General features: G+C 71.6%; 21 protein-coding genes. 6 read left to right on the top strand and 15 right to left on the bottom strand.

Features of this window, described 5'->3' with window-relative positions:
• Position 1: 1 nt before the first annotated feature.
• Positions 2-583 (bottom strand): CDP-alcohol phosphatidyltransferase family protein, encoded by a 582-nt coding sequence (locus tag ACIBO2_RS31225; protein WP_357953009.1) that lies wholly within the window; start codon positions 581-583, stop codon positions 2-4.
• A gap of 231 nt (positions 584-814) precedes the next feature.
• On the opposite strand from ACIBO2_RS31225, the gene ACIBO2_RS31220 reads away from it, so the two are divergent.
• Positions 815-2,164 (top strand): MFS transporter, encoded by a 1,350-nt coding sequence (locus ACIBO2_RS31220; RefSeq protein ID WP_358543028.1) that lies wholly within the window; start codon positions 815-817, stop codon positions 2,162-2,164.
• A gap of 101 nt (positions 2,165-2,265) precedes the next feature.
• On the opposite strand, the gene ACIBO2_RS31215 is transcribed toward ACIBO2_RS31220, so the two are convergent.
• From ACIBO2_RS31215 to ACIBO2_RS31200, 4 genes are all read right to left on the bottom strand, one after another.
• Positions 2,266-3,048, bottom strand: a complete 783-nt coding sequence (locus ACIBO2_RS31215) for a GNAT family N-acetyltransferase (RefSeq protein WP_397301425.1) — start codon at positions 3,046-3,048, stop codon at positions 2,266-2,268.
• Positions 3,045-3,632: a phosphoribosylanthranilate isomerase gene (locus ACIBO2_RS31210; protein WP_397301423.1), complete on the bottom strand. Its 588-nt coding sequence runs from the start codon at positions 3,630-3,632 to the stop codon at positions 3,045-3,047. The genes ACIBO2_RS31215 and ACIBO2_RS31210 overlap by 4 nt, the downstream gene beginning before the upstream one ends.
• Before the next feature lie 133 nt (positions 3,633-3,765).
• A complete protein-coding gene (locus tag ACIBO2_RS31205) occupies positions 3,766-4,488 on the bottom strand; it encodes a response regulator transcription factor (protein WP_358543021.1) in 723 nt (240 codons plus the stop codon).
• Complete coding sequence (locus tag ACIBO2_RS31200; protein ID WP_358543018.1) at positions 4,485-6,167, bottom strand: histidine kinase; 1,683 nt, start codon at positions 6,165-6,167, stop codon at positions 4,485-4,487. Before ACIBO2_RS31200 ends, ACIBO2_RS31205 begins: the two co-directional genes overlap by 4 nt.
• A gap of 141 nt (positions 6,168-6,308) precedes the next feature.
• Between ACIBO2_RS31200 and ACIBO2_RS31195 the strand changes: the two genes are divergently transcribed.
• Positions 6,309-6,899: a methyltransferase domain-containing protein gene (locus ACIBO2_RS31195; protein WP_358543015.1), complete on the top strand. Its 591-nt coding sequence runs from the start codon at positions 6,309-6,311 to the stop codon at positions 6,897-6,899.
• A 26-nt stretch (positions 6,900-6,925) separates the two neighbouring features.
• A complete protein-coding gene (locus ACIBO2_RS31190; RefSeq protein WP_397301419.1) occupies positions 6,926-8,107 on the top strand; it encodes an acyl-CoA dehydrogenase family protein in 1,182 nt (393 codons plus the stop codon).
• Positions 8,108-8,297: 190 nt separating this feature from the next.
• Here ACIBO2_RS31190 and ACIBO2_RS31185 read toward each other — a convergent pair whose 3' ends face one another.
• From ACIBO2_RS31185 to ACIBO2_RS31145, 9 genes are all read right to left on the bottom strand, one after another.
• Positions 8,298-9,089: an enoyl-CoA hydratase/isomerase family protein gene (locus ACIBO2_RS31185; protein WP_397301417.1), complete on the bottom strand. Its 792-nt coding sequence runs from the start codon at positions 9,087-9,089 to the stop codon at positions 8,298-8,300.
• The gene (locus tag ACIBO2_RS31180) at positions 9,086-9,994 is read right to left on the bottom strand and encodes an alpha/beta hydrolase (RefSeq protein ID WP_397301414.1); all 909 of its coding nucleotides are present in this window, start codon (positions 9,992-9,994) and stop codon (positions 9,086-9,088) included. Before ACIBO2_RS31180 ends, ACIBO2_RS31185 begins: the two co-directional genes overlap by 4 nt.
• 9 nt (positions 9,995-10,003) lie before the next feature.
• Positions 10,004-10,690 (bottom strand): gamma-glutamyl-gamma-aminobutyrate hydrolase family protein, encoded by a 687-nt coding sequence (locus ACIBO2_RS31175; protein ID WP_358543005.1) that lies wholly within the window; start codon positions 10,688-10,690, stop codon positions 10,004-10,006.
• Positions 10,691-10,817: 127 nt separating this feature from the next.
• On the bottom strand, positions 10,818-12,041 hold the full coding sequence (locus ACIBO2_RS31170; protein WP_358543003.1) for a cytochrome P450: 1,224 nt from the start codon (positions 12,039-12,041) through the stop codon (positions 10,818-10,820).
• The gene (locus tag ACIBO2_RS31165; RefSeq protein ID WP_358543000.1) at positions 12,038-13,234 is read right to left on the bottom strand and encodes a cytochrome P450; all 1,197 of its coding nucleotides are present in this window, start codon (positions 13,232-13,234) and stop codon (positions 12,038-12,040) included. Before ACIBO2_RS31165 ends, ACIBO2_RS31170 begins: the two co-directional genes overlap by 4 nt.
• On the bottom strand, positions 13,231-13,827 hold the full coding sequence (locus tag ACIBO2_RS31160; RefSeq protein WP_358542997.1) for an ATP/GTP-binding protein: 597 nt from the start codon (positions 13,825-13,827) through the stop codon (positions 13,231-13,233). Before ACIBO2_RS31160 ends, ACIBO2_RS31165 begins: the two co-directional genes overlap by 4 nt.
• Positions 13,805-14,161 (bottom strand): DUF742 domain-containing protein, encoded by a 357-nt coding sequence (locus ACIBO2_RS31155; protein WP_357953033.1) that lies wholly within the window; start codon positions 14,159-14,161, stop codon positions 13,805-13,807. Before ACIBO2_RS31155 ends, ACIBO2_RS31160 begins: the two co-directional genes overlap by 23 nt.
• Complete coding sequence (locus ACIBO2_RS31150) at positions 14,158-14,574, bottom strand: roadblock/LC7 domain-containing protein (RefSeq protein ID WP_358542995.1); 417 nt, start codon at positions 14,572-14,574, stop codon at positions 14,158-14,160. The genes ACIBO2_RS31155 and ACIBO2_RS31150 overlap by 4 nt, the downstream gene beginning before the upstream one ends.
• A 13-nt stretch (positions 14,575-14,587) precedes the next feature.
• Positions 14,588-16,132, bottom strand: coding sequence for an ATP-binding protein (locus ACIBO2_RS31145; protein ID WP_358542991.1), 1,545 nt, complete (start codon positions 16,130-16,132; stop codon positions 14,588-14,590).
• Between the two features lie 604 nt (positions 16,133-16,736).
• Between ACIBO2_RS31145 and ACIBO2_RS31140 the strand changes: the two genes are divergently transcribed.
• Positions 16,737-17,231 carry a CAP domain-containing protein gene (locus ACIBO2_RS31140; protein WP_358542988.1) on the top strand — a complete coding sequence of 165 codons (495 nt, stop codon included), beginning with the start codon at positions 16,737-16,739 and terminating at the stop codon, positions 17,229-17,231.
• A gap of 320 nt (positions 17,232-17,551) precedes the next feature.
• On the top strand, positions 17,552-18,670 hold the full coding sequence (locus ACIBO2_RS31135) for a globin domain-containing protein (RefSeq protein ID WP_358542985.1): 1,119 nt from the start codon (positions 17,552-17,554) through the stop codon (positions 18,668-18,670).
• A gap of 273 nt (positions 18,671-18,943) precedes the next feature.
• Here the strand turns inward: ACIBO2_RS31135 and ACIBO2_RS31130 are convergent, their stop codons facing one another.
• Positions 18,944-19,762 carry a helix-turn-helix transcriptional regulator gene (locus ACIBO2_RS31130; RefSeq protein WP_358542983.1) on the bottom strand — a complete coding sequence of 273 codons (819 nt, stop codon included), beginning with the start codon at positions 19,760-19,762 and terminating at the stop codon, positions 18,944-18,946.
• A gap of 140 nt (positions 19,763-19,902) precedes the next feature.
• On the opposite strand from ACIBO2_RS31130, the gene ACIBO2_RS31125 reads away from it, so the two are divergent.
• Positions 19,903-20,982, top strand: coding sequence for an exo-alpha-sialidase (locus ACIBO2_RS31125; RefSeq protein WP_358542981.1), 1,080 nt, complete (start codon positions 19,903-19,905; stop codon positions 20,980-20,982).

The raw sequence follows: 20,982 nt of genomic DNA, 5'->3' as shown, positions 1-20,982 counted from the left end.
ATCACTCCTCCTTGGCCGCGGTTACGAGCCGTCGTACCTGTACCCCATACAGCACCCCCGACCACCAGTACAGGCCCGTTCCCCAGAGCGCAAAGGCCCACCCGACAATTCGTGCTATATCGGCATACCACCCAGTGTGGGAGGCAAGGAAGAGCAGAGGGAAGGCGTACATCAGGTTGAACATGGCGGCCTTGCCCAGGAAATGCACTTGAAGTGCCTTGTACCCGCTCTTCCGAAGTACGGGAAAGAAACACGCGACGAAGAGTTCGCGACCCAGGATGATCGCCACCAGCCACCACGGAATGACGTCGCGCACCAGCAGCGCCAGGATCGTGGCGAAGACATAGAGCTTGTCGGCGGCCGGGTCGATGATCCGGCCGAGCCTGCTCATCTGGTTGAAGGCGCGAGCGATCTTGCCGTCCAGCCAGTCGGTGAATCCGGCGACCGCGAGCACGAGGATCGCCCAGGCGTCCGCCTTGGGTCCCAACACCAGCCAGAGGAAGACAGGGACGCCGAGGAGGCGCAGGAAGCTCAGCAGGTTCGGAACCGTCCAGATCCGATCCTCGGCGGAAGTTTCGCTCACGCTGCCGACCCTACTGCGTCGGCTTTCCCCGCAGCGGGGTAGGCAGCGGCTCGTCCTTCCCGGCGGCACTCCCGGCGACCTGGCGGCACTCCCGACGACCTTCCCGGCGACTTTCCCGCCGGCACTGCCCGCGGCTCTCTCGGCTGCTCCTCCGCGGCTCTCTGGGCGACGCCACACGGATCGGCGCGTCGCGAGAGGTTAGCGTCGGCCCTCACCGCGCAGGTGTAGCGGATGAAGCGGAACATCCTGATCGTGATGTGCGCGGGTCTGTTCGTCGTCCTGCTGGACGTGACCATCGTGAACGTGGCGCTGCCGTCCATCGCGGCCGGCCGGCACGCCGGGCTCGCCGACCTGCAGTGGGTGGTCGACGGCTACCAGATCGCGCTGGCCGGGCTGCTGCTGACGGGCGGCACGCTGGGCGACCGCTTCGGACACCGGCGGGTGGTGCTGGCGGGGTTCGCCCTGTTCGGCGTGGCGTCGGCGGGCTGCGCGCTCGCGCCCGGCGTCGGGGCCCTGGTGGCGGCGCGGGCGGTGCAGGGCGTGGGCGCCGCGCTGCTCCTGCCGGGCACGCTGGCGGTCATCACCCGGACCTTCCCCGGCGAGCGGGAACGGGCCAGGGCCATCGGGGTCTGGGCCGCGGTGGGCAGCGCGGCCCTGCCCGCCGGGCCGCTGCTCGGCGGGGTGCTGATCCAGGCGTTCGGCTGGCCGTCGATCTTCGCCATCAATGTGCCGATCATCCTGATCATCTTCGTGGCCGTCCTCCGGGTCGCTCCGGCCGACGAGCCCGAGCGCCGGCCGATCGACCTGCCGGGCACCGTGACAGGCGCGGGGACGCTGCTGGTCCTGACGTACGCGGTGATCCAGGCGGGGCGTGACGGGCCCGACTGGCGGCTGTTCGCGGTCGCCGCGGCGCTGCTGGCCGCGTTCGTGGTGATCGAGAGCCGTCGGCAGGAGCCGATGCTGCCGCTGGGGCTGCTGCGGCGCCCCTCGATCGCGGTCGGCACGATCGGCTCGGCGACCATGAACTTCGGGATCAACGGCATGATGCTGCTGATCACCCTGTACCTCCAGGGCGTGCTACGGCTGTCCCCGATGACGGCGGGCGCGGCGCTGCTGCCGCTGTTCGTGCCGCTGGCGCTGCTGGCCGCCCCGTTCGGGCGCCTGGCCGGCCGGTACGGGCCGCGTCCCGTCATGGTCGCCGGGCTGGTGGTCCTGGCGGCGGGCATGGGGCTGCTGCTCCTGGTACGACCGGCCACGTCGTACCTGGTGCTGCTCCCGGCGCTGGCCGTCATCGGACTCGGCACGGCGCTGCTGACGCCGAGCGTGGTCGCCCTGGCCATGAGCGACCCACCGCCTGGCAGGGAGGGGCTGGTGAGCGCGATCAACAACACCGCCCGGCAGGCGGGCGGCGCGATAGGCGTCGCGGTCTTCGGCGCGATGGCGGGCGCTCCCGGCGGGCCCCGCTTCATCGGCGGGCTGCATGGGGCGGCGGTGGTGGCGGGAGTGGCCTACCTCGGCGTGACGGCCCTGACCCTGACCCTCGGCCTCACCACCCGTCACCGCCCCAAGACCCTCGTCTGACCCCTCCGGCTCTCGTCTGCCTACCCAAGACCTGCGACTGATCTCCGGCGCCAAGCCGCACCGCCCCGGGTTGTACCGCATGATCGGCCGGGGTCGGGCGGTCAGGCGCGGAGGAAGCTGTGGGTGCGGCCTACCTGCTCGAAGCCGAGCCGTTCGTAGAAGTCCTTGGGCCAGTCGGCGGCGTCGGCCAGCAGGAACACCAGCTCGCTGCCGGCCGCCTCGGCGAGCAGCGCCCTCATCAACGTGCGGGCGTGCCCCCGGCCCCGGTGGCGGTCCCCCGTGTAGAGGTCCTCGATCTGTGTGACGGCGCCGTTCCGGTAGATGTCGGCTCGGGCGGCGAGTTCGCCGTCCTCGGTCCGTACGCCGCGGAAGCCCACCGTGTCGGCGCCGCGTAGCCGCTCCTCCACGCGCCTGGCGAGCTGGTCGATCACGTCGGCGGTGGCCTCGGGCAGGGTCTCGCGCCAGCCGGCCCGGAGCGTGGGCAGCAGCGCGGGCAGGTCGAGGTGCTCCACGGGTGCCGCGTCGTGCGGGAACTCACCGCGGAAGACCATGACCAGGTTCGTCTCGTGCGTGTAGCCCGCGGCCTCGAAGGCGGGCGCGTACGCCCGGCCCAGGCGGTCGACGTCGATATTGACCAGCCGGTGGGCGTGCCCGGCGAGCACCTGGTCGGCCGCCTTCAGCGCCGCGCCGGGATCGTCGCCGGACCAGATGACGAGCTTGTTGTCGTCGTACGAGCCGGGGTAGCGGTCGTTGAGGACGGCGAATCCGCCGGGCACCTCGACGGTCCGCCCGGCCTTCCGCCGGGTGAAGTCGTGCGTGAAGGCGACGCTACGGGCGAAGTCACCCTGAGACCCGGCATCCGCACCGCCGAAACCGCCGGTCATGGGCGAGCCGCCGTGATGAAGCGTCTGATGAGGTCGGAGTCCTTCACCCCGGGCGCCACCTCGACCCCGCTGGACACGTCCACGCCCCAAGGCGCCGCGGCGGCGATGGCCTGGGCGACGTTGGACGAGTCGAGGCCGCCCGCGAGCAGCCAGCGCCCCGAGGGGCGACCGCGTACCGCCGCCCAGTCCCAGGGCTCGCCGGAGCCGGGGCGGGGCGCGTCGACGATGAGCAGGTCCTCGTCGTAGGCGCCGCAGCGCAGGTCGGCCTCGGCGTCGACGGCCCTGACCAGGGTGTGGCCGAGATCCTTCAGCGCGGTGAAGTCGCCGTGCGGATGCCGGCCGTGCAGCTGGACGCCGCGCACCCCGGAGGCGAGCGTGGCGGCGCGGACGGCCTCAGGGGTCTCGCCGCGGAACACGCCGACCGTGAGGACGTGGGCGGGGACCACCGCGGCCAGCTCGGCGGCCCGCTCGGGGGTCACCTGACGAGGGCTTCGGGTCAGCACGAAGCCGATGGCGTCGGCGCCCGCCTCGACGGCGGCCGCCACGTGCTCGGGCTCGCTCAACCCGCAGATCTTCACGTACACACCGTTGACCCTAACGGCGGACGACCGCGACCGAGACCCCGGCGACCCCGAACGACCCCGAGCGGACGGCGGCAACTGGGACCTCGGCAACCCCGAACAGCGCGCGGGTCAAGGGCCTCGACCAGCGCGCGGGTCAGCTCAGGGGGTCACCCGGAGGGCCGCCGCGGGAGTGGCGGAGGGGCTGGCGCAAGGGGTGGTGTACCGGGCGGAACGCCGCGTCCACCAGGCCGGTGCGGTAGGCGACGACGGCGGCCTGGATCCGGTTGCGCAGCCCCAGCTTGTCCATGGCGGCGGCGACGTGGGACTTGACCGTGGTGACGCCGACGCCCAGCTCTTCGGCGATCTCCGCGTTGGACAGGCCGGTGCCGACCAGCGCCAGCACCTCCAGCTCGCGGTCGGTGAGCCCGGCGGGGACCGGTACGCTCGCCGCCTCCTCGGCGGCCAGGAAGCGGGCGACCACCCGGCGCAGCACGGAGGGGGCCAGGAGCTGCTCGCCGGTCGCGGCCCTGCGTACGGCGTCGACCATGCGTTCTGGCTCGTCGTCCTTGACCAGGAAGCCGACGGCGCCCGCGCGCAGGGCGGCGTAGACGTTGGAGTCCTCGGCGAACGTGGTGAGCACGACGATCCTGGCCGCCGGCCGCGCCAGCAGGATCCGCCTGCTCGCCTCCAGCCCATCGACCCTGGGCATGCGCAGGTCCATCAGGATCACGTCGGGCAGGTGGAGGTCGGCCAGGCGTACGGCCTCCGCGCCGTCCACGGCCTCGGCCACGACCTCCATGTCGCCCGTGACCTGCAGGAGCATGCGCACGCCCGCGCGTACCAGCGCCTGGTCGTCGGCGACCAGCACGCGGATCACGCGCCACCTCCCGTGAGGCCGCCGGTGAAGCGCTCGGTGACGCACCCCGTGCGCGCGATCACGTACTCGGTGGCGTGCGGCTCAGTGATGTGCGGGGCGGCGGTGGGCATGGTCGCGGTGAGCAGCCAGCCGCCGTCCTGGTCCAGGCCCGCGGTCAGCGTGCCGCCGAGCGCGCGGACGCGCTCGCGCATGCCGGCCAGGCCGCGGCCGGACGAGGGCAGGCGTTCGATGGTGGTGGGCGGGGAGCCGTTGCGTATGTGTACGGTCAGCCCTTGGCCGGCGGAGGTGACGGCGACACTCACCTGAGTGCCGGGGCCGGCGTGCTTGAGCACGTTCGTGAGACCTTCCTGGACGATGCGGGCCGCGGAGGCGCGGGCCACGAGGGGAGCGTGCGCGGTGGCGGGGTCGAGCTCCAGCTCTACCTGGAGGCCGGCGGCGGTCATCCGCTCGGCGGACTCGCGTATGAGGGCCGCGGGGTCGGCGGCCATGTCAGGGCGGCGGCCGGGGTCGCGCAGCACGTCGAGCAGCCCGCGCAGATCCTCAAGCGCCTGGTGGCCGGTCTCGCGGATGTCGGCCAGCGCGTCGGCGACCGGCCCCTCGGGGGCGGCGTAGCGGGCGGCGCCGGCGCGCAGGACCATCGCGCCCACGTGGTGGGCCACGATGTCGTGCACCTCGCGGGCGATGTTCTCGCGCTCGAGGAGCTGGTCGGCGCGTACCTGGGCGACCGCCAGCCGCGCCGACTCGCGCAGCCGCAGCCCTTCGGCCTCGGCGGCCGCCTGCCGTACGCCCAGGTAGCGGCCGATCGCGACGGGTGTGGTCACCAGGGCCATCAGGACGGCGACGCGGAAGGCGGTGACCTCGGTCGAGTCCTGGACGATCGCGATCGAGGCGAGCATGGTGCAGGTCACGTAGGTGACCGTGATCCAGGCCCAGGAGGCGATCCGCATCGCGAACACGCACAGCGCGATCAGCGTCAGGATCAGGCAGGTGGTGACCGTGTCGTTGAGATACTGGTCGGCGGCGATCAGCAGCACGCTCTGGAACATGAACACCAGTCCGGGAAAGCGCCGCGCGACGCCGAGGGAGAGCCCGCCCAGCACCGCGAGCAGTCCCACGACCCAGACCGGCTGGCTGCCGTTGTGCCAGTCGGTCCAGGTGCTCAGCACCGTGAAGGCCACTCCGCCGCCGGCCAGCAGCACGTCCGGGGTGAGGTCGGCGTCCTTCAGCCGCCCGGCGGGGCCGCGCAGGTAGGCGCCGATGAGGACGGGCAGGGCGGGGACGAGCACGGAGTACATCCACGCGTTCGTGGTGAACGCGATGCCCGGGTCGGCCAGGTTGACCGCGGTCGCGGCGATGGCCACGCCCAGCGCCAGGCAGGTCGACCGTCGGCCCGAGCGGTAGGCGACCAGGCCGACGGAGACGCAGAGCAGCATCTGGGCGGTGTTGGAGGTGAACGACCCCACCTGGTCGGTGAAGACGAGGAAGGCGGCCAGGTAGAGGCTCACCGCCAGGGGCGCGCGCCGGACCAGGCCCATGGGCGCGCCCACGCCCACGGCCATCGGGATCACCTCGTTGCCCGGCAGCAGCGCGGAGCCGCCGCCCTTGGCCGACAGCAACACGTCGAGAGCGGTCCCCGCGGCCGCGAGCACAAGGTCGAGCGGCACTCCACGCCATCGCATGCGCCAACGGTATCCGGGTGCCGCACACTCGCCGGTCTGACCGCAGCTCCTCCCGGCGGAGGAGGCGGTCTCCTCCAAGTGGCCGCGGCTTCGTCCCTTGGGGGGACGAAATCGGGGCGAGAACTCCCTTACGTTTGTGGTATGCCCAATGACACCGCAATGTTCCTCGGCCAGTTCCTGCGCGCTCCGGCCACCATCGGGGCGCTCGCGCCCAGCTCACGGTGGCTCGCGGCGGCTGTCTGCGCGCCGGTGCCGGAACGCGGCGAGCCGACCGTGGTCGAACTCGGCCCTGGTACGGGGCCCTTCACCGCCGAGATCCAGCGCCGGCTGGGCGGGCGCGGCCACCACCTGGCCGTGGAGGTCAACCAGTCTCTGGCGGCGTTGCTGGCCGAGCGGTTCCCCACCGTGGACGTCGCGAACGACGACGCGACCGACCTGCGCCGGCTGCTCAGCGAGCGTGGCCTGCGGCAGGCGGATGTGGTGGTCAGCGGGCTGCCCTGGGCGGCCTTCCCCGAGGACCTGCAGCGCGGGCTGCTCGGCGCGCTGGCCGCGACACTGAGCCCGGCGGGGGCGTTCACCACCTTCTCCTACATCCACGCCGTCCCGCTGAGCTCGGCGCGCCGCTTCCGGGCGCTGCTGGCCGAGCGGTTCGAGGAGGTCGTGCGGGGCCGTACGGTGTGGCGCAACGCGCCTCCGGCGTTCGTGTTCCACGCCCGCCGGCCTCGACCCTGAACAGAACTTACTTCTACGATGGCGTGATGGATTTCACCCTTCCCGAAAGCGCCCTGGCCGTCCAGCGCGGCATCGGCGACATCTGCTCACGTTATGACCTTGACTACTGGCAGCGGTGCGAGGCGGACAAGCGCTGGCCGGAGGAGGTCTGGGCGGAGCTGGCCAAGGGCGGGTGGCTGGGTCTGGCCGTGCCCGAGGAGTTCGGCGGGGGCGGCCAGGGGCTGCTGGAGCTGGCGGTGGCGACGGAGACGCTGGCCGCCTCGGGGGCGGCCGGCGGCTCGGCGTTCACGTACGTGCTGACGCCCGGGTTCGGCGCGCTCACCCTGGCCAGGCACGGCACGGCCGAGCAGCGGGCGGAGCTGCTGCCCCGACTGGCCACGGGTGAGGTGGAAACGTGTTTCGCGCTGACGGAGCCGGACGCCGGCTCCAACTCGCTGGCGATCACGACGGCGGCCAGGCGTGACGGCGACGACTACGTGATCAAGGGTCAGAAGATCTGGATCACCGGCGTGCAGCGGGCCACCTGGATGCTGCTGGTCACCAGGACCGTCCCGGCGGCCGAGGCCAGGCCGCGTACGCACGGGCTGACGGTCTTCCTGGTGAACGTGCCGGAGGCGGTGGCGGCCGGGCGGCTGTCCTATCAGCCGATCCCGAAGCTCGGCGCCAACACGGCGCCGTCGAACATGGTGTTCATCGACGACCTCCGGGTGCCCGCCTCCAGCGTGGTGGGGCAGATCGACCAGGGCGCGGCGGTGCTGTGGGACATCCTCAATCCCGAGCGCGTCCTGCTCGCCGCCTCCGCGCTCGGCGGGGCCGAGGTCGCGTTGCGGGTGGCGGTGCAGTACGCCAAGGAGCGCGAGGTGTTCGGCCGGCCGATCGGCGCCAACCAGGCGATCGCGTTCCCGCTGGCCCAGGTCAAGGCCAAGATCGAGCTGGCCCGCTTGATGATCTACAAGGCGGCGTGGTCGTTCGACCGGCGCCTGCCGTGCGGCACCGAGGCCAACATCGCCAAGCTCACCGCCTCACAGGCGGCGTGGGAGGCGGCCGACGCCGCGTTCCAGACGCACGGCGGGATGGCGTACTCGCTGGAGTATCCGGTGGCCAGGCTGCTCACGGACGCCCGCATCGGGAAGGTGGCGCCCGTGACGGAGGAGCTGCTGCTCAACTACCTCGCGACCCAGGTGCTCGGGCTGCCACGCAGCTTCTGATCAGACGTACAGGTCGACGGTGTGGCCGATCTGCCACGCGCACCAGCGACCGGCGCGGGCCGCGGCTTCGTCTCCCGGGGCGGCGTTCTCGGCCTCGGCGGACAAGCCCGATCCGGCACTGGTGCGGCAGCAGCCCTTCCACACCGTCCAAGGGTCACGCCTACCCTGGGCGCGCGGGTGAAACCGCAGGTCAGCCGAACTCCGGTGACCGTTTCTCGCGCACCGCCCGCACGCCCTCCACCACGTCGGGGCCGCTGAAGCCGAGGAACTCCATGGCGAGCGAAGCGTCGAAGGTGGGCCCGGCCATGCGCAGCCAGTTGTTCAGGGAGTATTTGGTGAGGCGGATGGCCTCCTGGGAGCCGGCCGCGAGCCGCACGGCGATCTCCATCGCCTTGTCGTGCACCTGGTCGTCGTCGACGCACAGGCTCACCAGGCCCATCCGCTCGGCCTCCGCGCCGGTGACGGGCTCGCACAGCAGCAGGTGGTATTTGGCCTTGGCCAGCCCGCACAGCAGCGGCCAGATGATCGCGGCGTGGTCGCCCGCCGCGACGCCCAGCCTGGTGTGGCCGTCGATGATGCGGGCGGTGCGCCCGGCGACGGAGATGTCGGCCAGCAGGGCGACGGCCAGCCCGGCGCCCACCGCGGGCCCCTGGACGGCCGAGACGATCGGCTTGGCGCAGTTGAGCACGTTGTAGACGATGTCGCGGGCCTCGGCGAACACCCGCAGCCGGGTGGCGTGGTCGCGGGTCATCTCCTCGATCATCGACAGGTCGCCGCCGGCGGAGAACGCCTCGCCCTCTCCCCTGACGACCACCGCCCTGACGGAGTCGTCGCGGTCGATGTCGCGCCAGATCTCGGCCAGCTCGCGATGGCCGGTCATGTCGACGGCGTTGCGCCTGCGCGGCTCGCTGATCGTGATCCGCAGCACGCCGTCGGCGGGCGTGTCGATCTTCAGCTTCTCGTACGCGCTCCCGTACGTCACAGAGCCTCCCGCAGCCGCTCAGCCACGTAGTCGCGGGCCTCCACGGCCTGGTCGAACAGGCCGGGCAGGCCGAAGAAGCCGTGGATCGCCCCGTCGAACCTGCGTGTCTCGACGGGCACCCCGGCCTCGGCCAGCCGCGCGCCGTAGCGCTCGCCTTCGTCGCGGAGCACGTCGTATTCGGCGGTCACCACGGTCGCGGGCGCCAGCCCGGCGAAGGACGGCAGCCGCAGCGGGGACAGCCGTGGATCCGCCGGGTCGGCCTGGCCGGCGTAGGTGCGCAGGAACCACGCGAATTCCTCGGCGTCGAGGCCGAGGCCCGTGGCGAACTCGGTGTAACTGGGGGAATCCATGGCCGCGTCGAGCGCCGGACAGATGAGCACCTGGTGGGCCAGGCGCAGCCCGGCGTCGCGGGCCTGCCAGGCGGCCACGGCGGCGAGGTTGCCGCCGGAGCTCTCGCCCATCACCGCGACGCCGCCGTCGCACTGGTAGAAGGCAGGGCGGGTGAAGATGTCGCGCACCACGGTCCAGGCGTCGTCGGCCGCGGCCGGGAACGGGTGCTCGGGCGCCAGCCGGTAGTCGACGGAGACGACCACCGCGCCGGTGCGGATGGCCAGGTCGCGGCCGAGCGCGTCACTGCGCTTGATGCCCCCGCTCACCCAGCCGCCGCCGTGGAAGAAGACCACCACGGGCAGCGCGCCGTCGCCCCGGTCGGCGCGGTAGACGCGGATGGGCACGTCCTCGGCGCTCTCGTCGCGGACGAAGGGCAGGTGGGTGAGCGGCCCGCGCTGGGGCGCGAGGCCGTCCTGGTTCCGGGCCTCCTGGATCTCGGCCAGGTCCATCCCGGCCGGGCCGGGATCGGACATGTAGCGCTCGACGAACTCCTGCGCCTGGGGGTGCAGTGGCATGATCGAAGCCTAGCGGGCCGCCTCCACGAGCGCGTCGAAGAGCCGTCCGTCCTCGGCCCGCTCCGGGTGCCACTGCACGCCGACCCCGAACCGGTGGCCCTGCAGCTCGATGCCCTCGACGATCTGGTCCTCGGCCCAGGCCACGGCCAGCAGCCCGTTGCCCAGCCTGCGTACCGACTGGGTGTGCGGCGCGACCACCTCGACCTTGTCGCCCACCGCCTTGCCGAGCTTGCTCGACACGCTCACCTGGATGACGTGCGGCGTGCCCGGCTCGGCGTGCCGCTCGTTGTCGAGCACCTCGGGCAGCCAGGGGATCAGCGTGCCGCCCTGGGCGACGTTCAGCACGTGCATGCCGCGGTCGATGGCCAGGATCGGCACGTCGGCCTGTACGGCGGCGCGGGCCAGGGCCAGCTCGAACCGGTCACGGTGCCCCTGCGCCTCGGGCACCCGCTCGTCCTGCTCCTCGCCGTAGGCGCTACCGCCCACCTCGATCCCGCCGGCCAGCACCAAGCCCCGCAGCCCTCGTACGTAGTCGTCGATCGCGTACAGGTTCAGCGGCGGCAGCACCACGGGGGCGCCCCCGGCGCGCTCGACGGCCTTGGCGTAGGACGGGGGCGACAGCACCGCCTCCCGCACCCAGTCGCCCCAGCGGGCGGCTTCGAAGTAGGCGGTGATGCCGATCAGCGGTCGGGACATGCGATCTCCAGGGTGCCTGGTGGAGTACGTGCCGCCGCCGGTGGTGACGACGGCCGCACGCCCATCATGGCGTACACCATTTCGGTTATGTCACCTCTCCTGAAGATCCCTGCTGCATAAGGGGTGATTACGGCACGGTGAGAAGGACCGGCAGCTCCGCCGCGGAGTTGGAGAACAGGGACGGTACGGGGACCAGCGCCGCGGGCGGGACGGCCAGCGACAGGCCCGGATAGCGGCGGAAGAGGGCGGGCAGCGCCTCGGTGGCCTCCAGGCGGGCCAGCGGGGCGCCCAGGCACAGGTGGGGACCGCCGCCGAAGGCCAGGTGCCTGCGCTGCTCGCGGGTGATGTCGAAGCGCGCGGCGTCCTGACCGTGGTGCGCCTCGTCGCGTCCCGCCGCGCTGTACGGAGCCAGGATGGCCTCTCCGGCGGGGATGGTGACGCCGGCGATCTCGATGTCCTCCAGCGGGTAACGGGCCATGAAGTTGCCGATGGGCGCGTCCCAGCGCAGCGTCTCCTCCACCACGGCCGACCAGGTCTCCTCGCCGCCGACCACCGCCAGCGCGCGCTGGTCCGGGTGGGTGAGCAGGGCGCGGGCGCCGTTGACGATCAGGCTGAGCGTGGTCTCGTGCCCGGCGGCGAGCATCAGCCACATCGTGCCGACCAGCTCCTCGTCGGTGAGCCGCTCCGGGTCGTCGCGCTGGGCGGCGATCAGGTCGCTGATCAGGTCGTCGCCCGGCTCGGCGTGCCGCGCGGCGACGAGCCGGTCGAGCAGCAGGTAGATGTCGCGCTGGGTCTTGAGCACCTCTTCCGGGGCGGTGGTGGAACGGAAGATGCTGTCCACCAGCTCCCGCAGCTCCGGGCGCTCCTCCTCCGGCACCCCGACGAGCTCGCAGATCACCTGCATCGGCACCGGGTAGGCGAAGTGCTTGCGCAGGTCGACGGTCCCGTCTGCGGCCGCGTGCGAGGGCAGGTCGTCCAGCAGCCCGCCGACGATCCCGGCGATGCGCGGCCGCATGCTCTGGACGCGGCGCGGCGTGAGCGTCTGGGTGACGAACTTACGCAGCCGGTGGTGCTCCCGCCCGTCGGCGGTGACCATGTTGGTGACCTTGACCATGCCGATGAGCGGCCAGTCGTCGGTGATACGGCCGTCACGGACGGCCGTCCAGTTATGCCAGTCCTTGCTGACCCTGCGATCGGTCAGCAGGTCGGCCAGCAGCGCGTGATGGGTGATCGACCACGCCTCCACGCCGCCCGGCAGGACGACGCGGACGACGGGGCCCAGCTCCCGCAGCCGGGCGGCCTCGCCGTGGTGGTCGGTCCCGGCGGGGTCGAGGGTGACTACAGGGATCATGAATGGTCTCCAAGCGCGCGGAAGTGGACGGGCAGCGAGGCGGGGCAGCGGGTCCACGGTGACGGGTGCGGGGTCAGCTCCGCGGCGTCCACGGCCAGGCGCACGTCGGGCAGCAGGTGCAGGGCCGTCTCCACCGCGGTGCGGGTGATGAGGCGGGCGGGGACGGGCGCCGGGCAGACGTGCGGACCGGCGCTCCAGGCCAGGTGGGCGCGGTTGCCCAGCTCGATCTCCGTCGCGCCGCCGTGAACGCGCGGGTCGTCGTTGGCCGCCCCCAGGCCCAGGACGAGCGCGTCACCGCGGGCGATGCGCCGGCCGCCCAGCTCGGTGTCGCGCAGGGCGTACCGGGCGGGCATGTTCGTCATGGGCGGGTCGCGCCAGAGCACCTCGTCCAGCGCGTCGTCGACGCCCATGCGCCCGCCGCGCACCCGGCCGGCGAAGCGCGGGTCGGTCAGCATGAGCCGGAAGGTCTGCGCGATCCACGTGGTCGTCGTCTCCTGTCCGGCGGAGATCATCACCACCATCGACTGCAGCACCTCGGCCTCGTCGCGCAGGTCGGCGTGGGCCAGGAAGTGGCTGGTCAGGTCGTCGGACGGGGTCTCCTTCCGGGCCCGCAGAAGGCCACCGAGTATCTCCTCGAACTTCTTGTTACCTGCCTGGGAGTCCTCGGCGCTGCCGAACAGGGCGCGCAACGCCGCCAGCAGCTCGTGGCCCTGGCCGGTGTCGAGGCCGAACAGTCCGGCGATGGCCAGCATCGGGACGATGGCCGCGTAGTCGCCCACCAGGTCGGCGCCGCCGCGGTCGGCGAAGCCCTCGATGAGCTCGCGGCACATGGACTCGACGGAGCGGCGCATGCGGCGCTGATCGATCGCGGCGACCCCGTCGTCGATCGGGCGGCGCAGGCGGCGGTGCTCGGCCCCGTCGGCGCCGATCACGTTGGGCCGCCAGAACATCATCGGCCCCAGCCCCGAGTCGGGCGGCACGACGCCTTCCTGGAACAGCCGCCAGTTGCGGGCGTCGCGCGAGTACAGCTTCTCCTGCCGGGTGATGGTCAGCAGCTCGTGGTAGCCCATCACCAGCCAGGCGCCGACGCCCGGCTCCAGCTCCACCCAGGCGACGTCGCCCCATTCGCGGCGCAGCCCGCGGAAGACGCCGCGCGGGTCGGGGCAGGTCGTGGTGGCGGACAGGGGGATCATGAGGGGCCCTTCTGCAGGGCGAGCGCGTGCTCGACGAGGGTGATCAGCGCGTCCACCGAGGAGGAGCGGCTCCTGGCGTCGCAGTTCACGATGGGCGTGCCGGGCTCCAGGTCCAGGGCCTCCCGCAGCGCCTGCGCGCTGTGGTCGGCGGAGTCGGGGAAGTGGTTGACGGCGACGGCGAAGGGCAGGTCGCCACGGAGTTCGAGCTGGTCGATCACCTCGAAGCTGCCCTCGATGCGGCGCGTGTCGACCAGGACGAGCGCGCCCACGGCGCCCTCGCCGAGGCCGGCCCACAGGTCCCAGAAGCGCCGCTGGCCGGGCGTGCCGAACAGGTAGAGCGCGGTGTACGGGCTGAGCGTGATGCGGCCGAAGTCCATGGCCACGGTGGTCGTGGTCTTGCTCCCCAGCCCGGCCAGGTCGTCCACGCCGACGCTGGCCTGCGTCATGGTCTCCTCGGTGCGTAACGGCTCGATCTCGCTGACCGCGCCGATCATCGTGGTCTTGCCGACACCGAAGTCGCCGACCACGAGGATCTTGACCGCCTGCTGCACGGTGTCGGGCAGGTAGCGGTCAGCTGAGCCGGCGGAGCCCATTGAGCACCTCCTGGAGGGTCGTCAGGTCGGGACGCCCGGCCTCCGGGATACGGGAGCGGGCTATCAGGTGGCCGGAGTCGACCAGGTCGGAGGCTAAGATCCCGGCCACGCTCAGCGGCAGCTTGAGGTGCGCCGCCGCCTCCGCCAGCGACAGGAGCCGCCCGCACATGCGCAGCAGGTCGCGCGCCTGGCGGGTGGCCGAGGGCGGCAGGGGCTTGCCGGCGTCGGCCACGACGAGGAGGGTGTCGAGGCCGATGGTGTTGCGGGTGGGGCGGGCCCGGCCCTGGGTCAGGACGTAGGGCCGTACCGCGCTGTCGTGGTACTCGCCGCTCATTTCCGCGCGGCCCGGCGTGCGGGAGTACTGAAGTTCCTCTCGCCGATCTTGATGACCTGGGCCTGCATCTGCTGCGCGATGAGCCGCGGGTCGACCACCGGATCGGTGATGACCACCAGATGGGAGCCGGATCCGGCGGCGCGGGCGAACAGGAAGCCGCCCTCGAAGCCCACCATCAGCTCCCTGACGGCCCGGTTGCCGCCGCCGAACTCGCGCCCCACGCTCTGGGCCAGCGACTGCAGTCCGGAGCAGGCGGCCGACAGGCGGTCGGCGACGTCCCTGTCCGTACCGGCCGAGCGGGCCTTCAGCAGGCCGTCGGAACTGAGCACGACCACGTGGCGGACTCCGGGGACCCAGACGACCTCGGCGATCATCCAGTCCTGATCTTGGTGCATCGGTACCCCGTTCGTCATCACTAAACGTTCGTCATCGCTCGTGGTGTTCCCCTGCGTCGGGGTTGTGGTCAAAGAAGGCGGCCATCCACTCGCCCGCCTGTTCCGGAGTGGCGGCCGGCTCGGCGGCCGGTCCCGCCGCGGCGAGCCGCTCGGCGTCGGAGCCCGCCTCGCCACGGCGTGAGCGCCTGCGCGGCAGCGCGCCGCCGCCGCCCGTGTCCTCCCCCGCCCCCTCGATGTGCTCGCCCAAGGGGGCGGGCGCATCCAGCATCGGCTGGTTCGGCACGGGCTCGTCCAGCGTGGGGTGGTCCTGGGTGAGGTGGTCCTGGGTGAGGTGGTCCTGGGTGAGGTGGTCCTGGGCCGGGTCGATCGGCCGGATCTCGTGGCGCGCGGGCCGGGCTCGGGGCGGCGCCTCGGCCGGCTCCAGCGTCTCCACGATCGAGCCGGGCACCAGGACGACCGCGCGCACCCCTCCGTACGGTGAGGGCAGCAGGTCGGCCAGGAACCCGTGGCGGCGTACGTAGTGCCCGATGACCGCGAGCCCGGTCTGCGGGATCTCCCCCACCTCGCCCACGTCGACGGAGCGGCGGCCGGAGACGATCTCGCGCGCCTGCTCCAGCTGGTGGTCGTCCATGCCGACGCCGCCGTCGTCGATCTCGATGACGGCGCCGCGCTGCACGTTGCGCACCGCCACGAGCACCGTGGTCGCCGGCGGCGAGGACTGGGTGGCGTTGGCGAGCAGCTCGGCCACCAGGTGGATGAGCGGCTCGACCACGTGGGCCGCGACGGCGGTGTCCGGGTCGCCCGACACCTCCACCCGCTTGTAGGCGACGATCCTGGAGGAGGCGGCCCGCACCACGTCGACCAGCGCGAGCGGATTGGGCCACTGCTGTCCCGGCCACTCGCCGCACAGCACGGCGAGGCTCTGCGCGTGGCGGCCCTGCTGGGCGGCGGCGTGGTCGACCTGCATGCTGGTCTCGAGCACGTCCGGGTTGTGGGGGTGGCGCTCGGCCATCACCGAGACGTTCTCCTGGATGCGGTGGGCGGAGGTCTGCACGCGCCGGGCCAGCGCCAGCAGGGCCAGCCGCAGCGACTCCTGCCGCTCGCGGTCCTGCTCGGCGGCCTCGCCGACCGCGTCGAGCACCTCTTCCAGCAGCTCGGCCGCGTCCTCATCGAGCCCCTGGCTCTGGTACGGCGGGGGCACCTCGCCCTGGGCGATCACGGCCGGGATCCGCTTGTGCACCAGGTGCCTGACCGCCTCCTGCAGGGCCTTGGAGCGGGCCGCGACGTGCTTGCTCCACTGGGTGTTGCGCTGCTGGAGGTGGTGCTGGAACTCGGCCTCGCGCTGGTGCATGGCGCTCTCGCGGCGGCTCATCGTCCGCAGGGCCTCCTGGTGCCCCTGGCGCAGGGCCGCCACGGCGGCCAGGGCGAGGAGCGAGAGCGCCGCGGTGCCGACGCACGCCCAGACGACGCCGGTGCGGCTGTCGAGGAGCAGGGCGGTGAAGGCGCAGCACGCGGCGACCACCGGCAGGGCCAGCGCCGCCGGCCAGAGCCACTGCGCCTGAGGTGACGGGGTCACCGGCGGCTGAGTGGCCGGCGCCGGCGACTGAGGAGCGGGCCGCTGAGGTGACGGCGTCCGGCGGGCCGGAGCTTGGGGCTGTGGGGGTTGGGAACGAGCCATGGTCACCTTCGCGAACGGGCTGGAGTATGCGCTGGTCTCAAGCGGGAGGCGGCTACGGAGACCCCCTCTGCCTAAGCAAGCGGCATCTCCCCTTCCAGTCCGTTGCCTCTGCGTCACTCCCAGTGGCGACGCGTCCGCCAAGATCCGATTATTCCGACTCTACTGAATGAGTCAATCCATTCCCCACCGCCTGTCAGATATATACCAAAGATGCATTTTATACTGCTTTGTCATGATATGTCCGGCTTCGGCATGGCGGCGCGCCTGACAATTCCCGGCCGATCTTGTCAATGAATCGCGTCTTCATATCCGGCCAGGAAAAGCCCGATAAGGTCCACCCGAAATGTCATCGTCATAAGATATGGGCCCCCTATGGCCCTTGTCCAGGCAAAACCCGTCACCCACAATCCAGGGGACACAGCCGGACCACAGGAAGGAAACTCATCGTGCGTGCGAACAATGACGTATTCGCCTACGGCCCCTCGCAAACGAGGTGCTGAGCGTGGCCCGCTACCGCGCCCCCCTGCCGGACGCCACGAGCGCCGCCTTCCTCGCCGAGGCGCTGGCCGAGGCCAATGCCCTCCGCGCCGAGCACCACGCCCCGCCGCTGGTCCTGGACCAGGAGCTGGTCGAGTACGCCAGATCCCGCGCCGCGTCGCGATCGGAATACCCGGACACCGAGGCCGGGCACGACGGGTTACGGGAAGGCACCGGAGAGAACCTTTTCTGGGGCGCCGGCTCGAAACAACGGCCGCTCGACGCAGGGAAAGCGGTTGCCGAATGGTACGAGGAAATCAAAGGCTACGACTTCACCGACCCGGAAAACGTCGCCGACTGCGGACACTTCACCCAACTGGTATGGAGGGAGAGCCGGCGGATGGGCGCCGGACGTGTGGCCGGACGGGGCCCGGACTTCTTCGAGACCTACATCGTCTTCGTTTTCGAGGCGCCCGGCAATAAGCCCGGTCACTTCGCGGAGAACGTACGTCCCGCCTGACTTCCGGCCCGGGAGCCGTGCCGCCGACGGCTCCCCCTCACCCTGATCACCTCAGTCACATATGCGAATAAGACACACTTTCACTTTGATGACCGAAATCTTCCCCACCTTGAACGCGGAAAATCACGTTATCGTCACGGACAGTTTTGCTCCGCACTGTATCGGGGCGAAACGGTTGTGACGCTCAGGAGGTGGTGTAAGACTCGAATTCGAGCGAGCAGTCGTGCCGGGGCCCGCCGCACGCTCATTACCCGGAGCCGTCAGGGAGGTGTAACGACACGACCGGAAGAATATTCCGGCCAAAGGGTGGGGTTAATTTCATGTCGTTGAATCCGCGCCTGGTAAAGGAGAGTTTCTCCGTCGTGGAGCCGGTGGCCGACAAGGCCGCCGCCTACTTCTACGGCCGGTTGTTCGCCGAGAGTCCGCAGCTGCGGGGCATGTTCCCCCCGGCGATGGACCTGCAGCGCGACCGGCTCTTCGGCGCTCTGACCCGCATCGTGTGGAGCCTGGACAGCCCGGCCAGCCTGGCGTCCTTCCTCGGCCAGCTCGGGCGGGACCACCGCAAGTACGGCGTGATCGCGGAGCACTACACCGCGGTCGGCAACGCCCTGCTCGCGACCATCAAGCGGTTCGCCGCCGACATCTGGAACGAGGAGATCGAGGCCGCCTGGGCGGCCGCCTACACCGCCGCCGCCAACCTCATGATCGAGTCGGCCGAGTCCGACTCCGGGGTCTCGCCCGCGTGGTGGCTGGCCGAGGTCATCGACCACGAGCTCCGCGCCCCGGACATCGCCGTCCTGACGCTGCGGCCGACGCAGCGCCTGCCGTACACGGCGGGCCAGTACGTCAACGTGCAGGTCTCGCGGTGGCCGCGCGTCTGGCGCACGTTCTCCATCGCCAACGCGCCGCGCCCGGACAACACGATCACGCTGCACGTGCGCGCGGTCCCCTGCGGCTGGGTGTCCACCACGCTGGCCAGGGACACCCGCATCGGCGACACGATCATGCTGGGGCCGCCCATGGGCACGATGACGCTGTGCGAGCGCAGCTCGCGCGACGTACTGTGCGTGGCGGGCGGCACCGGGCTGGCACCGATCAAGGCGATCATCGAGCACATCATCGCCTCGGGCCGCCGCCCCAACATCCACCTGCTGTTCGGGGCACGGACGGCGGCGGAGCTGTACGACCTGCCCGACCTCATCCGGATGGAGTCGACGTTCCCCTGGCTGCGGGTACTGCCGGTGGTCTCCGGCCAGGCCGGCTACGAGGGGATGCGCGGTCGGCTGCCGGAGGTCACGCAACGCTTCCACTCATGGGCCGAGCATGAGGTGTACGTGTGCGGGCCGTCCGGCATGGTCAGCGAGACGGTCCGGCGCCTGCGGATCGACGGCGTGCCACTGTCCCGCATCCACCGCGACATCGTGCAGGGAGAGCGCTGACGCGGCGCCCACGACCGTTCCCCGGGTGTCCGTCCTCCCCTCTGCCACGACGGACCGTCTTCTTCCGCCCCCGGAGGGGCCCCTCCAGAGGACCCCAGCCACCACGGACCGTCCCCTTCCACTCCCCCGGAGGGGGCAGCCGCCCCTGGGAACCCCGGCCACAACGGACCGTCACCTTCCACTCCCCCGAAGGGGGGATCCCTCTCCAAGGACACCAGCCACGACGGACCCGCACACGAATGAGACGGTCGCGCAACGAACCTGGTAACGGCGCTACGAGGCGGCGGGCCGCTGGAACGCGGCGGCGGTCTCGTCGTCGTTGGGCCAGAACGTCTCTATGGCGAGCTCCGCGACCGTCACGTCCAGAGGCGTGCCGAATGTGGCGATCGTGGTGAACATCGACAGGATCCGCGTGCCGTGCCTGATCCGCAGCGGCACCAGGAGGTCGCCCGGACCCGGCACGTGCGCCACGTTCAGATCCACGCCGGGGTAGGTGTAGGCGGCCAGCTCGTCATGCAGCTCGGCCAGCTGCCCGGAGCCCGACGCCTCCGCCTGCCTGCGCAGCTGGTGCAGCAGGTGGGCGCGTACCTCCGCCAGGTTGACCAACCGGCCGCCCATCGCCTCGGGGTGCAGCGACAGCCGCATCACGTTGACCGGCTCCTTGAGCAGCTCCGCGGGCACCCCGTCCATGAACAGGGCGGCCGCCGAGTTGGCCGCCACCAGGTTCCAGGCGGCGTCCACGACGAACGCGGGGTAGGGCTCGTGCCCGGCGAGGATCTTGTCGAGTGCCTGCCGGACGGCCTGCATCTCCGGGGCGCGTACCTCACGTTCGGGGAAGAGCGGCGCGAAACCGGCCGCGACCAGCAGCCTGTTGCGGTGGCGCAGCGGCACCTCCAGCTCCTCCGACAGCTTCATCACCATCTCCCGGCTGGGCCGGGCGCGCCCGGTCTCCAGGAAGCTGACGTGACGAGCCGACACCTCGGCCTGGATCGCCAGGTCGAGCTGGCTCACCCGCCGCCGCTGCCGCCAGGACCGCAGCAGCTCCCCGAACGACTCATCCCCCACCGCGTACGCGCCATTGACCGACCCCATACGGCAACGCTACCGACAGGAGGGAAGCGCGGCGATTACCTCACGCGTAATCGCGCAGCAAATCGCCCAGTCCTCGGCGCTGCTGGTCACGGCGTGGCACGATGGCCGGGAAGCGAACACGGGAGCGATGGGAGCTTGTTATGAGCGACGCAGTGCTCGCGATCGGCACCCGCAAGGGCCTGTTCCTCGCCCGCTCGACGGACGGCGGCCCGTTCGAGGTGGCGCCGATCCAGTTCTCCACGGTCGGCGTGACCTCGGTGGCGATCGACACGCGCGCCGCCACGCCGCGGATCCTGGCGGGCATCGAGTACGGCCACTTCGGCCCCTCGGTGATGTACTCCGACGACCTCGGCCAGACCTGGCAGGAGGCCGAGCGTCCCCCCATCGCCTTCCCCGAGAAGACGGGCGCGACCCTGACCAGGGTGTGGCAGCTGATGCCGTCTCCGGCCGAGCCCCAGGTGGTCTGGGCCGGGGTGGAGCCGGGCGCGCTGTTCCGCTCGGAGGATCGCGGCGTCACCTACGAGCTGGCCGAGGGGCTGTGGGAGCACCCGCACCGCCGGCACTGGCAGCCGGGCGGCGGCGGGCTGTGCCTGCACACGGTCGTCAGCCATCCCACCGACCCGCAGGTCATGGGCGTCGCGGTGTCGACGGGCGGCTTCTATCGCACCACTGACGGCGGCCTGTCGTGGGAGGCGGCCAACCAGGGCATCCGCGCGCCGTTCATGCCGGAGGGCCAGCAATATCCCGAATACGGGCAGTGTGTGCACAAGGTGGGCATGCACCCGTCCCAGCCCGAGCGGCTCTTCCTGCAGCACCACTTCGGCGTCTACCGCAGCGACGACTTCGGCGGCTCCTGGCACGACATCGGCTCGTCGCTGCCGTCCGACTTCGGTTTCCCGATCGTGGTGCATCCCACCCGGCCCGACACGGTCTACGTGCTGCCGCTGACCGCCGACATCGACCGCACCCCGGTCGATCACCGCTACCGGGTCTTCCGCAGCCAGGACGCGGGCGGCACCTGGCAGCCGCTGGAGGCCGGGCTGCCCGAGGGGCCGGTGTACGCGAGCGTGCTGCGTGACGCGATGACCGCCTCCGAGGCGGGGGTGTTCTTCGGCACCCGCGACGGCGAGGTCTACTGCTCGCGGGACGACGGCGGCACCTGGTCGACGGTCGTCCGGCACCTGCCCGACGTGCTCAGCGTGCGTGCGGCGGTGCTGTAG

It is taken from the genome of Nonomuraea sp. NPDC050022, assembly GCF_044460705.1.
In the GTDB taxonomy this organism is placed as follows: domain Bacteria; phylum Actinomycetota; class Actinomycetes; order Streptosporangiales; family Streptosporangiaceae; genus Nonomuraea.
The sequence above is the reverse complement of the archived record's forward strand: the minus strand, read 5'-3'. Positions and strand labels throughout refer to the sequence as shown.